This is a genomic window from Ciceribacter sp. RN22, from assembly GCF_024054295.1.
Lineage (GTDB): Bacteria > Pseudomonadota > Alphaproteobacteria > Rhizobiales > Rhizobiaceae > Allorhizobium > Allorhizobium lividum.
Genome location: NZ_JAMXLD010000001.1, coordinates 782,551 through 795,203, shown reverse-complemented (window position 1 = coordinate 795,203; position 12,653 = coordinate 782,551). Strand labels below are relative to the sequence as shown.

General features: G+C 66.1%; 13 protein-coding genes. 2 read left to right on the top strand and 11 right to left on the bottom strand.

The window, feature by feature from the left end:
• Positions 1–6: 6 nt before the first annotated feature.
• The 5 genes from NHF53_RS03905 to NHF53_RS03885 form a co-directional block, all read right to left on the bottom strand.
• Entirely contained in the window at positions 7–714 is a 708-nt protein-coding gene (locus NHF53_RS03905; RefSeq protein WP_252833182.1) for an HAD family hydrolase, read from the bottom strand.
• A gap of 20 nt (positions 715–734) precedes the next feature.
• Positions 735–2,054 carry a lipid IV(A) 3-deoxy-D-manno-octulosonic acid transferase gene (gene waaA / locus NHF53_RS03900; protein ID WP_374591154.1) on the bottom strand — a complete coding sequence of 440 codons (1,320 nt, stop codon included), beginning with the start codon at positions 2,052–2,054 and terminating at the stop codon, positions 735–737.
• A gap of 160 nt (positions 2,055–2,214) precedes the next feature.
• Entirely contained in the window at positions 2,215–2,466 is a 252-nt protein-coding gene (locus NHF53_RS03895; RefSeq protein ID WP_129334475.1) for a DUF4170 domain-containing protein, read from the bottom strand.
• Positions 2,467–2,528: 62 nt separating this feature from the next.
• On the bottom strand, positions 2,529–3,338 hold the full coding sequence (locus NHF53_RS03890) for a 3'(2'),5'-bisphosphate nucleotidase CysQ (protein ID WP_252833180.1): 810 nt from the start codon (positions 3,336–3,338) through the stop codon (positions 2,529–2,531).
• Between the two features lie 33 nt (positions 3,339–3,371).
• The gene (locus tag NHF53_RS03885) at positions 3,372–4,718 is read right to left on the bottom strand and encodes a TldD/PmbA family protein (protein ID WP_252833179.1); all 1,347 of its coding nucleotides are present in this window, start codon (positions 4,716–4,718) and stop codon (positions 3,372–3,374) included.
• Between the two features lie 110 nt (positions 4,719–4,828).
• Between NHF53_RS03885 and NHF53_RS03880 the strand changes: the two genes are divergently transcribed.
• The gene (locus tag NHF53_RS03880; RefSeq protein ID WP_252833178.1) at positions 4,829–6,646 is read left to right on the top strand and encodes a monovalent cation:proton antiporter-2 (CPA2) family protein; all 1,818 of its coding nucleotides are present in this window, start codon (positions 4,829–4,831) and stop codon (positions 6,644–6,646) included.
• 6 nt (positions 6,647–6,652) lie between these two features.
• On the opposite strand, the gene NHF53_RS03875 is transcribed toward NHF53_RS03880, so the two are convergent.
• Genes NHF53_RS03875 through NHF53_RS03865 form a run of 3 tightly spaced genes read right to left on the bottom strand, consistent with a single transcriptional unit; the run spans position 6,653 to position 9,924 of the window.
• On the bottom strand, positions 6,653–7,534 hold the full coding sequence (locus NHF53_RS03875) for a patatin-like phospholipase family protein (RefSeq protein ID WP_374591003.1): 882 nt from the start codon (positions 7,532–7,534) through the stop codon (positions 6,653–6,655).
• Positions 7,535–7,560: 26 nt separating this feature from the next.
• Positions 7,561–8,121 (bottom strand): 16S rRNA (guanine(966)-N(2))-methyltransferase RsmD, encoded by a 561-nt coding sequence (gene rsmD, locus NHF53_RS03870; protein WP_112689269.1) that lies wholly within the window; start codon positions 8,119–8,121, stop codon positions 7,561–7,563.
• Positions 8,122–8,127: 6 nt separating this feature from the next.
• On the bottom strand, positions 8,128–9,924 hold the full coding sequence (locus NHF53_RS03865) for a pseudouridine synthase (RefSeq protein ID WP_252833177.1): 1,797 nt from the start codon (positions 9,922–9,924) through the stop codon (positions 8,128–8,130).
• 89 nt (positions 9,925–10,013) lie between these two features.
• Between NHF53_RS03865 and NHF53_RS03860 the strand changes: the two genes are divergently transcribed.
• Positions 10,014–10,451 carry a nucleoside deaminase gene (locus NHF53_RS03860; RefSeq protein ID WP_252834903.1) on the top strand — a complete coding sequence of 146 codons (438 nt, stop codon included), beginning with the start codon at positions 10,014–10,016 and terminating at the stop codon, positions 10,449–10,451.
• Between the two features lie 10 nt (positions 10,452–10,461).
• On the opposite strand, the gene NHF53_RS03855 is transcribed toward NHF53_RS03860, so the two are convergent.
• The 3 genes from NHF53_RS03855 to NHF53_RS03845 form a co-directional block, all read right to left on the bottom strand.
• A complete protein-coding gene (locus tag NHF53_RS03855; RefSeq protein WP_252833176.1) occupies positions 10,462–11,217 on the bottom strand; it encodes a GGDEF domain-containing protein in 756 nt (251 codons plus the stop codon).
• Positions 11,218–11,331: 114 nt separating this feature from the next.
• Positions 11,332–11,814 carry a GNAT family N-acetyltransferase gene (locus tag NHF53_RS03850; RefSeq protein WP_252833175.1) on the bottom strand — a complete coding sequence of 161 codons (483 nt, stop codon included), beginning with the start codon at positions 11,812–11,814 and terminating at the stop codon, positions 11,332–11,334.
• A gap of 78 nt (positions 11,815–11,892) precedes the next feature.
• Positions 11,893–12,522 carry a hypothetical protein gene (locus NHF53_RS03845; protein WP_252833174.1) on the bottom strand — a complete coding sequence of 210 codons (630 nt, stop codon included), beginning with the start codon at positions 12,520–12,522 and terminating at the stop codon, positions 11,893–11,895.
• Between the last annotated feature and the right edge of the window lie 131 nt (positions 12,523–12,653).

Sequence of the window (12,653 nt, the reverse complement as noted above, 5' to 3'; positions counted from 1 at the left end):
CCGCCTTCAGGCGAGCAGGGCTTCGAGCTCGCTGATGTCGTTCAGGCAGACGTCGCAGGCCTCGGCGAGCGTCGCCTGCGAGCCGGTCCCGCTCAGCACCGCGACCTTGAGCCCCGCGCCGGCATTGTGTCCCATATGCATGTCGTGATTGTTGTCGCCGACGACGGCGACCGCACCGGGCACGAGCCCCGTCGCCCGACAGAAGCCGAGCACCATGCCGGCCTCGGGCTTCGAACCGTGACCGCTGTCGTAGCCGGCGACGAAATCGACGTACTCGGTGATGCCGAAACGCTCGACGACGCGGCGGATGGATTTCTCGTTGTCGCTCGAAGCGATGCCGAGTTTCAGGCCGCGTCCATGCAGGCGTGAGAAGAGCGGCGCCAGCTCGATGACGGGAACCGAGAGGTCGGCGGCATCGGCGAAGAGTTCGTCGAGGACCGGGACCAGCGCCTCGCTTGCCATCGGAGAACCTGCAGCCACGAGACCCTCGGCGATCTCACGGGTGTTGCCGGCGGCAAACAGACTGTCCGGCACGATATGGCCGCTCACCGGGTCCATGCCGCAGGCGAGCAACAGGCGATCGGCGAGCGACGGGTCGCCTCCGGCCGCCAACAGTGCCAGCTTGCGGTTGACCGGCGCCCAGCTCGCATCGAAATCGAGAAGCGTTCCGTCCTTGTCGAAGAGGATCCCTGCGATCCCCGCACCCCGGTCCATGTCCTGTACTCTTTTCTTCTTCAGCGCTGCCGTGCGGCGCGCGGCTCCAGCCGCGCCTTGACGGTGAGAGGGTTGATGTAGGGCTCCAGCCCCTTGATCGTCGCAACGAGCGCGCCGCGCATCTCCTGCAGCGTCTCGGTGCCCGCATCGATCATCTTGTGGCGGGCGAGGTCGTTGACCGAGAGGAAGTGCACGGCCTTCGCCAGCATTTCGGCGTCGCGCACGATCCGGGCATTGCCGTTGCGCACCAGCCGCTGATAGCTGTCACGGAAATTCTCGACGTTCGGTCCGGTCAGCACGGCGCAGCCCAGCATCGCCGGCTCAAGCGGATTCTGTCCGCCCTGTCCGGTGATCGAGCGACCGACGAAGGCGATTTCCGTCAGCCGCAGATAGAGCCCCATCTCGCCGATCGTGTCACCGAGAAAGACATCCGTATCAGGGGTGATCTCGTCCTCGCGGGTGCGGCGCGCGACCTTCAATCCCTTCTCGACCATCATCGCTTCGAGCTCGTCGCAGCGTTCGGGATGGCGTGGCACGATGATGGTCAACAGTCCGACATGGGCCTTCAGCGCCCGATGCACCATGACGGCGATCTTTTCCTCGCCCTCGAAGGTGGAGATGGCCGCCCAGGTCTTGCGATGGCCGATCTGCTCCCGATAGCGGGCAAGCGCCGTCATGTCGCAGGGCGGCGCGTCGCCATCGACCTTGAGGTTGCCGGAGACGGCGACCGGCCATGCGCCGAGATCACGGAAGCGCTCGGCGTCGACATCCGACTGCGCAATCACCAGTGAAAGCCTGGAAAACAGCGCCTCGGCGATCGAGTTGTGGCGATGCCAGCGCTCGAAGGAGCGGTCCGACATGCGGGCGTTGACGAGGATCTGCGGAATGTGGCGCCGGTCGAGCTCGCCGAGCGTCGTCGGCCATATCTCGGACTCGACGGAGATGGCGATGTCCGGTCCCCAGTAGTCGAGGAAACGGCGCACCGCCGGCCTCAAATCGAGGGGCACATACTGGTGGATGATTTCCCCGTCGAGGCGCAGCCGCACGAGTTCGGCGGAGGTGACGGTTCCGGTGGTCAGCAAGACGTTGATGTCGCGGCGGCGCAATTCGCGCATGAGGCCAACGACGGCGAGCGTCTCGCCCACGCTCGCGGCATGAATCCAGACGAGCGGTCCGTGCGGACGGTCTGTCGAGGGATAGCCGAAGCGCTCCAGCCGACGCGCGCGGTCTTCCTTGCCCTTGGCGGCCCGCAACGCCAGCAGCGGTCCGGCGAGCGGGTAGGCAGCAATGCCCGCCCAGCTGTAGCCGGTAATCGCCATCGATGCGAAACCGTCGATCATCGCCATCAATAAAGACCGCTTCTCTTAGCTTTCGGTGCCATGGCGCCCTTTCGATCAGGCTGGCCAAACTGAAACTGTCGATGCTGCAAAACTGCGTTCAAAAATTGACGTCCCGCCACCGCACCCGATCTAAAAGCCGGATGCGGTACGGTCGAATTCATCAGTCCTGACCCACGACCTTCTCACCCGGGGTCAACAGGCGGTGCATGTGCACGATGAAATAGCGCATGTGGGCGTTGTCGACAGTGGCCTGGGCCTTGCCCTTCCACGCCGCCAGCGCGCTTGCATAATCGGGGAAGATGCCGACGATGTCGAGATCGTTCAGGTCCTTGAAATGCACGTCCTTGAGGCTGGTCAGCTCACCGCCGAAGACGAGGTGGAGGAGCTGCTTCTGATCGCTGGATTCGGTCATTCTACGTTTCTTTCCATTCGTGTTCGCCTCCCCTTTTCCTGTGATCGATTTCGACGAAAACGTCAACCGCGCGGGAAGGCGGCAAGCCTCTCGAGGAGATCCGGAAGCTCGCCTTCAACCGCCGCACACAGGACGCCGTGGGTGACCTCCGGACGATTGTAGGTGAGTGCGTTTCCACCGAGATCGGTGAGCCGCCCTCCGGCCTGCTGCAGGATGAGATCGGCGGCTGCGATGTCCCAGTCATGGGAGTTCGGCTTGACGAACGTGGCGTCGATGCGGCCTTCGGCGACCATCGCGATCCGGTAGGCGAGCGAAGGGACGTGTTCGACGCGTTCGATGCGGCCCTTCAGCGGCGCGTCGAACACATCGATAATGTCCATCGGGGTTGCGACGCGCAATTTCTTCACCGGATCGAAGACGGCGACCGCGATCGGCTTGCCGTTCTTCAGCGCCGGTCCGCCTTCGACCGCCGAATACTCCTCGCCGAGCGCCGGCGCGACGAGAACGCCGGCCACCGGCTTGCCGCGATGAACGACGGCGACGCTGATGCACCAGGTCGGCTTGTTGCCGATGAAGGCGCGCGTACCGTCGATCGGGTCGACGACGAACAGGGTGTCCGATTTCAACCGGCCGAGATCGTCGTCGGTTTCCTCCGAAAGCCAGCCGTAGGACGGACGGGCGGTGCGCAACCGCTCTTCGAGGCATTCGTTTGCGGCGTGGTCGGCGGCGCTGACCGGCGAGCGGCCCTCGTTCTTCCACCAGACCTGCGGCGACTGGCCGAAGAAGGTCAGCGCGACGGCGGCCGCCTCCCGCGCCGCGGCGGCGATCAGGTCGATATCCGCCTGCCAGTCGGAAATGAGAGCGGCGGTCATGATGGCACCATCCTCTGCGTTTTGCGAGTCACGTCAGCGGCCGGCGATCGTCATGCCCTCGATGGCGACGGTCGGGGCCGCAACGGCAAACTTGCGGTCGATGTCGTTCGCCGCGGTCAGCCGCATGAACATGTCTTTCAGGTTCGAGGCGATCGTCACGCCGGAAACCGGGTAGGCAAGCTCGCCGTTCTCGATCCAGAAGCCGGTGGCGCCGCGGCTGTATTCACCCGTCACCATGTTGACGCCCTGGCCGATCAGCTCGGTGACGTAGAAGCCGTTGCCGACGGAGCGGATCAGGTCTTCCGGCGCAATACTGCCCGGCTCGAGCGCGAGATTGGTCGACGTCGGAGACACCGCCGTCCCGCCGCGTGAACCGCGGCCGTTTGTATGGAGGCCGAGTTCACGAGCGGCGGAGGAAGACAGGAACCAGTGCTTCAGGACACCGTCTTCGATCATCACCAGCTTCTCGCCCTTCACGCCCTCGCCGTCGAAGGGCCGCGAGCCGGAGCCGCGCCCCTTCAGCGGATCGTCCGTGATGTTCAACCCGGACTTCAGCACCTCCGTTCCCATACGATCGCGCAGGAAGGAGGTCTTGCGGGCGACCGCAGCGCCATTGATCGCGCCGGCGATATGGCCGACGAAGCCACGCGCCACGCGCGGGTCGAAGACGACGGTGACGTTCTGGCCGGTTTCGACCTGGCGGGGATCGAGGCGGCGGACCGCCCGCTCGCCGGCCCGTCGCCCGATTTCGGAAGCAGGATCAAGATCGGCATAGAAGAGCCGGCTATCGAAGTCGTGGTCGCGCTCCATCCGCGTGCCCTCGCCGGCGATGACGCCGACGGAGCAGCCGAAGCGCGAGGACTGGAAGCTGCCGGAAAAGCCGTGGGATGTAACGAGCACGAGACCGCCCATGCCGGCCGAGGCTCCCGCTCCGACCGAGTTGGAGACCCCCTTGACCGCAAGCGCCGCCTCTTCCGCCGAAAGGGCCGCATCGCGCAATTCGTCACTCGATACCTCGGCCGGATCGAAGAGATCGAGGTCGGGATAGGAGCGTGCGAGATCGGCCGCGTCGGCGAGACCGGCGAAGGGGTCTTCCGGCGACACCTTCGCCATCGCGACCGCCCGCTCGGCAAGCACCTTCAGATCGAAGCCGGGATTGGCCGAAACGCTCGCGACCTGCCTGCCGATGAAGACCCGCAGCGAGAAGTCGTCGCTTTCGGACGACTCCGTCGTCTCCACCTTACCCAACCGAACGCCGACCGATTTCGAGCGCGACCGGACGACGACCGCGTCCGCACTGTCGGCTCCCGCCTTCAGGGCAAGATCGACGAGCTGGCCGGCGCGGGAAAGGAGAGTGGCGGAATCGATTTCAGGGGTCATGACTTGGCCTTTCATTAGGGCTCCATGTATTGTGCATTCCAGTAGGCATCAAGGGCCGCGGCGCCGATTCCCGAGAGCCGTCACGATAAACAGAGAAGGAGAATGAGAGCTTGACGACGGCACCCGACGCGCTCTTTACCGAAACCCTGCTTCTGCTCGGCGGGGCTGTCGTGGCGGCCCCGATCTTCCGCAAGCTCGGCCTCGGGACCGTGCTCGGCTATCTTGCCGCCGGTGTTGTCATCGGCCCCATTCTTCACCTGCTGACGGGTGCGGGCGAAATTCTCGCCGTCGCCGAACTCGGCGTGGTGTTCCTGCTCTTCATCATCGGGCTCGAACTCAATCCCACGCGACTCTGGCGCATGCGCGCCGACATCTTCGGGCTCGGAACGGCGCAGGTGCTGCTGACCGGTCTCGCGCTCACGGGCGCCGCCGTCTTTTCCGGCCTCGTCGACTGGCGCGGCGGCCTCGTCGCAGGATTTGGGCTCGCGCTCTCCTCGACCGCCTTCGCCCTGCAGCTGCTGAACGACGCCGGCGACATGAACACCCGCTACGGCCAGCGTTCGTTCTCGATCCTGCTGCTCCAGGACCTTGCGATCGTCCCGCTGCTCGCGATGGTTTCCATCCTGTCCAGCCGCCAGGAGGCGGCCGACGGATCCGTGCTCGTCGACTCGGTCGTCGCCGTGCTCGCTATCGTCGCGATGGTGATGGCCGGACGCTACCTTCTGACGCCTCTCTTCCAGATCATCGCCCGCACCGGCGCAAGGGAGGTGATGATCGCGGCGGCGCTGCTGGTGGTGCTCGGATCGGCGGTGCTGATGCAGCTCGCCGGCCTTTCCATGGCGATGGGCGCCTTCCTGTCCGGCGTGATGCTCGCCGAATCCTCCTACCGCCACGAACTCGAAGCCGACATCGAGCCTTTCCGCGGAGTGCTGCTCGGGCTGTTCTTCATGGCCGTCGGCCTGTCGCTCGACCTGAAGGTCATCCTGGACAATCTCGCTCTCGTGCTGGTCGCCGTGCCGGCAGTGATGGCGATCAAGGCCGCGATCCTCTACGGCCTTTGCCGGACATCCGGTTCCTCGCACGACGATGCGGTGCGGATCGCCTTTCTGCTGCCGCAGGGCGGCGAGTTCGGCTTCGTGCTGTTCACGACCGCGACCACGCAACAGCTTCTTTCGAACGGCACCGCCTCGCTGCTGATCTCGATCGTCACGCTGACCATGGCGCTGACGCCGATCGGCGCGACGCTCTCGCGCCGCCTGCTCACAGGCGACAGCCGCGAGGAACTCGACGAGGATTTCGAAGGTGCGGGCTCCGACGTACTGATCATCGGGTTTTCGCGTTTCGCCCAGATCGCCGCACAGATCCTGCTCGCAAGCGGGCGCGACGTGACGATCATCGACGATTCCGCCGACCGCATCCGCCAGGCGGCGTCCTTCGGCTTCCGCATCTACTACGGCGACGGCAACCGGCTCGACGTGCTGCGCGCGGCGGGGCTGAAGCGGGCGAAGATCGTCGCCGTCTGCACGCAGAAGAAGGAGACGACCGACCGGATCGTCGATCTCATTCTCGCCGAATGCCCCGACGTGCGGCTCTTCGTCCGCTCCTACGACCGTATCCACAGCCTGTCGCTCAGGGCGCGGAACGTCGAATACGAGCTGCGCGAGACACTGGAATCGGGCCTGCTCTTCGGCCGCAAGACGCTGGAAGCCCTCGGCATGAGCGAGGAGGACGCCCTCGCGATCGGCGAGGATATCCGCCGTCGCGACGAGGAGCGGCTGCGCATCCAGTTGACGGACGGTCTGCACGCCGGCCGGCACATGCTGCACAACCGTCCCGTCCGGCCGGAACCGCTGGTGAAGCCGAAGCGCACGACGCCCGACGACGTCGAGGCCGCCGTTCGCGCCCATACGGGCACGGAGAACTCCTGAAGGCCGTCAGCTGCGGACGACATCCTCCAGCCGCACCTCGATCCGGCGTTTGAGATCGTCCTTCAGGGCTTCCGCCGCGTCGAGGATCTGCCGCGCCTTCAGGAAATCGAGCACGCGGTAGGAATTGACGTCCGGCCGCAGCAGGATGTCGGGTGGCGAGAGCTTCTGCTTGAGCGCCAGGTTGGCCTGCATCATCAGCTGGCTCGCGCCGAACAGGCTGTCGATGCGGTTCGGCGACTCGCCGTCGTCGCCGACCGGCCCGCCGATCACATCGACGCCGATGACGATGTCGGCCGTGCCGGCGAGGTGGTCATAGGGAACGGGATTGTAAATGCCGCCGTCGATCATGAAGCGGCCGCCGAGGCGCACCGGCATGAAGAGCGCGGGGATTGCCGCCGACGCCGCCAGAGCATTGAGGAGATCGCCGCTCTCGCAGACGACCTCGGTCTGGCCGAAATAGTCCGTCGCGACGACCTTCAGCGGGATGGAGAGGCCGGAAAAAACCTCCGGCAGGCGCTCCGGCAGAAACGCCTTCAGGATACGTTCGAGATTGAACTGACCGAGCCGGAACCCGCCGAGGGCGTCGCGCATGGTGGCCGGCCCGAGACTCCAGAGGCGGTTGGCGAGCACCGAACGCTTGCCGACGGTCTCCAGCGTATAGTCGCGAATCTCGCGACCCGTCATGCCGGCGGCCATTCCCGCGCCGATGATCGCGCCGATCGAAGAGCCGGCGATCGCCGCCGGACGGATGCCCATTTCGTCAAGCGCCTCGATGACCGGAATATGGGCAAGCCCACGGGCGCCGCCTGCTCCGAGCGCGAGTGCCAGCGTCGGCCCGCTGGCGGCGGCCGGAGCCGGTATCGTCGCTGGCGTCGTTTCGCTTTCCACCGGCAGCCCTCGTTCGCCCATCACCGTCAGGCGGGACGGTATTCGTAGAAATACATCTTCGTGTCGCCGAACGTCCGCTCCTCGATCAGGCGGAAGGCCGGGTGCATGTTGATCACCGCCTCGGCCTTCTCCTCCAGGATCGCGAGCGCCCCCGGCACCAGCCAGCCCCCCTCGTGGGCGGCGGCGAAGGCCTTTTCGCCGAGACCCTTGTTGTAGGGCGGGTCTGCGAACATCAGATGAAAAGGTTCGATATTGGCGGCGGGACCGAGCAGGGTCGCATCGCGCCGCAGGATCTTCGCCCGCCCGTGCAGGCCGAGCGCGTCGATGTTCTCCCAGAGAAGGCTGCGGCCTTCGACACTGTTTTCGACGAAGAGCGCGGCACGGCAGCCGCGCGACAGCGCCTCGAGGCCAACTGCGCCGGTGCCGGCGAAGAGGTCGAGCACGCGCGTGCCGTCGAGACAGCCGGGATGCGCGTGGGTCAGGATGTTGAACAGGCTCTCGCGCGTCCGGTCGATGGTCGGCCGGATCGCGTTCGATTTCGGCGTCGCCAGGTTGCGACCGCGAAACTCACCGCCGACGATCCGCACCGCCCGTTACCTCCTGCCCTTCGAAGGACCCCGGCCACCGCCGGAAGGCTTGCCCCCGAAAGGCTTGCCGCCACCCGGACGGCCACCCCGCGGTTTGTCGGCTCCCCCGGCAGGCTTGCCACCACCGGTCTTCCCGCCGAAACTCTTGCCACCGAAGCTCTTGCCGCCCTTGCGCTCGGGCTTGCCGGAGAACGGCCGGTCGCCGGCGGGCTTTTCGCCACTGCGCGGGCGATCGCCGTAGGGTCTGTCGCCACGAGGCCGATCGCTGCGGTCGCGCGCCTCCTGCGGACGCTCGCGACGGGGCCGATCCTCGAAAGACCTGCCTTCGAAGGAACGCCCTTCACGGGGACGATCGCCGCGATCCGGCCGGCCACCGGCACTCCGCCTGCCGCCGAAACCCTCGTCCTCGTCCTTGCGGCGGGGCGGCGCCTCGGCGCGGATCCACTCGCCTTCCTCGTCGCGGGTCTTGCTGATCGTCACGCGCGAACGGGCGTCGGGCTGGCCGAAAGCGGGCTTTCCGCCCCGCGACGCTTCCTCGAAGCGCGGGCGGCCGCCCGGCTTGCCGGCGCCGGAAGCCGCCTTGCGGGCGGCTGCCTTTTCGCCGAGCGGACGCGCACCCGGCGCCATCCAGACATTGGCGGTACGGCTCTGTCCCGCCGGCTTGCGCTTCGGGCGATCGGCGAAATCGCCTTCTTCGCGCTTGTCGCCGCGCCCGGCCTTGGGCGCCGGGCCGGAGCGGCGGGTGTCGAGCCGGCCGAGGGCGCGCTCGCGGCGATCCTCGGGTTTTTCGCGCTTCCCGTGCTGGGGTTTTTCGGATGGCTTCTCGGCCGCCTCGCCCTCGTCTTCGTCACGTTCGCGCGAATAGATCGGCGCGTCGAAATTGGCCTTGGCATCCTCGATGAGACGCGGTCCGAGCTGGTCGCGCAGCATCCGGCCGCGGACCTCCTGGACCTGGCCTTCGGGCAGGTCGCCGAGCTGGAAGGGGCCATAGGAGATGCGGATCAGGCGGTTCACCTCGAGGCCGAGCGCGCCGAGCACGTTCTTGATCTCGCGGTTCTTGCCTTCGCGCAGGCCCATGGTCAGCCAGACATTATGGCCCTGCTTGCGATCGAGGGTGGCATCGATCGCACCGTAGAGAACGCCTTCGACGGCGATGCCTTCCTTCAACTTGTCGAGCCGGTCCTGGTCGATGTCGCCGTGGGCGCGGACGCGGTAGCGACGCAGCCAGCCGGTCGTCGGCAGTTCGAGCACGCGGGCAAGGCCGCCGTCATTGGTCAGGAGCAGCAGGCCTTCGGTGTTGATGTCGAGGCGGCCGATGGACATGACGCGTGGCAGGTCGTCCGGCAGGTTCTCGAACACCGTCGGGCGGCCTTCCGGATCGGAATTGGTGGTCACCAGCCCGGCCGGCTTGTGGTAGAGCCAGAGCCGGGTGCGCTCAATGCCGCGGATCGGCTCGCCATCCACCTCGATCTTGTCGGCGAGTGTGGCATTGACGACCGGCGTGTCGAGCACCTTGCCGTTGAGGCTGACACGACCTTCCATGATCATGCGCTCGACGTCGCGGCGCGAGGCGACGCCCGCGCGAGCGAGAAGCTTGGAGATGCGCTCCGGAACGACCGCGTCGGTGGCGGCCGCCACGACAGGCGCCGGCTTGCCGGGTTTGGCTGCGGCCTTCGGTGCCGCCTTGGCGGCGGATTTCGGCGCGCCCTTCTCGGCGGAACGGGTAAATTTGCGGGGCGACGGCTTTGCGCCGCGTTCGGACGATTTGGCGCCGGGACGCTTAGGCTTGTCTTTGGATGTCATTTGTTGTTTGCCTGTGGTTTGGCCGTGTCCTATCAGGTCGCGGGGCCTTGGTTAAGAGGAAATGTCACATGCCGCCGGCGAATCGTTTCATGGAGCTTGCGCTGGCGGAAGCCGAAGCGGCCGGGAAACGCGGTGAAGTGCCCATCGGTGCCGTGGTCGTGCTCGACGGCGAGGTGATCGCGAGCGCCGGGAACCGTACCCGCGAACTGCATGACGTGACGGCGCACGCCGAAATCGCCGCGATCCGGCTCGCCGCGGAGCGCGTCGGTGACGAACGGCTCTCCGGCGCCGATCTCTACGTGACCCTGGAGCCCTGCACGATGTGCGCGGCGGCGATCTCCTTCGCCCGCATCCGGCGGCTCTACTACGGCGCCGAGGACCCGAAGGGCGGCGGCGTCGACAACGGCGTGCGCTTCTACGCCCAGCCGACCTGCCACCACGCGCCGGAGGTCTATTCCGGCATCGGCGAGAGCCGTGCGGCCGATATTCTCAGGACCTTTTTCCGGGAACGGCGCGAGGAGCCGTGAGCAGGAGCCGTCAGGCGACGACCGTTCCTGCCTCCTCACCATCGATGACGATGCGGTTACGGCCCGCCCTCTTCGCCCGGTAGAGGTCCTCGTCGGCCTGCCGGAAAAGTGCCGTTGGATCGAACACACCTTTTGCACAACGTCCGCCGATGCTGACGGACAACGGCACGCGCATGCCCTCGGCGACGAGCTCGCTGCCGGCCACCGCGCGGCGAAGAGCCTCGGCGATCGCAAGCGTCTTCACGCGATCCGCCCCTTCCAGGAACAATACGAATTCCTCGCCACCGATCCGGCCCCAGAAGTCCCGCGGCCCGAGCGCGGCGGCGATCGTGCGGCCGATCATGCGCAATGCGTCGTCACCGACGAGATGGCCGAAGGTATCGTTGATCTTCTTGAAGTGATCGGCGTCTGCGATCAGCAGCGCGGACGGCTGCGGCCCGAATGCCGCCGAGTCGAGGGCGGCGAAGAAGGTTTCACGGTTCAATCCGCCGGTCAGGGAATCAATCCGCGATCGCTGCTTCAGGTCCGCATGCAGCACGGAGAGTTCCGCATGCATGTCCTCCAGTTCGACGTGCATGCGCGCGATCTCGTCACGCTGGCGCTCGATCGTCTCCTTCTGGTGGAACTGCCAGGCGCTCGCCGGTGCGGCGATGACGAGCGGGCACAGGACGCTCATCAAGAAGCCGGGTCCGTCGGGATGACCGCCGAGCAGCGGCACGAGCAACAGCACGATCGACACCGAGACCGCGACGGACAATGCCGTCACGATCGCCGCCTTCGTCGCCGTTTTCCTGCTGATTCCGAACATGGGCCGGACACTATGATCGGTCCGGTTAACGGGCTGTGACGCCGGGGAGGCAAAATCCCGGATAGGAGCCTGTCAACCGGCCGCGAAATCCCTGAGCCGGTCGCCGGAGAGGCGGTAGCGAATCCACTCCGACTGCGGTTCTGCGCCGACAGCCTCGTAGACGCGGATCGCCGGGGTGTTCCAGTCGAGCACGCTCCATTCGAAGCGTCCGCAACCCTCGTCGACGGCAGTCTTCGCGAGGTAGCGCAGCAAGCGCTTGCCGGCGCCCGAACCGCGGTAGTCGGGGGAAACGTAGAGGTCCTCGAGATAGAGGCCCTTGCGCGCCTGCCAGGTGGAATAGCTGTAGAACCAGATGGCGAAACCGGCCGGAACGCCGTCCGCCTCGAGGATCGCGGCACCGGTGACGGCACCAGGCCCGAAGAGCGTCCGGGTCAGGCTTTCTTCCGTCGCTTCGACCTCGTGCTCGGCCTTCTCGTAGATGGCAAGCTCGGTGATGAAACGCAGGATCGCGCCGACATCGTCCGGCGTCGCATTGCGGATGGTGAAGCTGGTCATGGATATCCCAGGGGCCAAACAGACGTGCAGGCCGTTTCCGGCCTGCGACATGTTACGAGACTAAGGAGGAATGCACGCTTATTGGAAGGGCATCCACCAGGAGGACGTCTGGCGGGCGGCCTTGGCCTCCTTCTTGCGGCGCTTTTCCTTCTTGAGCTCCGGCTCGCCGAGGTCGTCGAGGTTTCCCGCAGACGCGACCTGACGGTACTGCGTCGGCGGATCGGAGAGGAAACGGCGCTGGTCGAGATAGGCGCCCTTCTGCAGCTGGCGCGCCTCGCGGAAGGCGGCCCACTTCTGGCTCTCGGTCATGGTGCCGGCCGTGCCGTAGCCGGCGAGCAGCGGCGAGCGGTAACGCGGATTGTCCTTGTTGGCATCGGCCTCGGCGACCAGGCGTTGACGCGCATCTTCCGGCGATTCCAGCCATTCGGGATTTTCCTTGCTGGCCAGCGACTGCTGCGGCTCGGCAAGCGTGTTCCTGGCGGTCTCCGGCGGCATGACCAGCGCAGGACGCGGATTGTACTTGGTACCGGCGTTCTTGTTCGGGCTCGCCCCGATCGACACCGCCGACCCGACGTCATCGACGAGCTGTTCCATCGCCGTCTTGTCGGTGCCGTATGTCGGGCTGCCGACGCAACCCGTCAGGCTCAGGCAAACCGCAATGATGCCCGTCGCCCCGGCACCCACTCTGAACATATCAGCCGCTTTCATAAACGCCCTTCCAGCCTCGCCGGCACAGTCTATCCGGCCGACAACACCCATTCAACCTTCGCCTGAACGAGGATTTCGGCCAATTTCAGGCAGGTTTTACCGGATGACAGGCAAAAGCGCAAATCACCCGG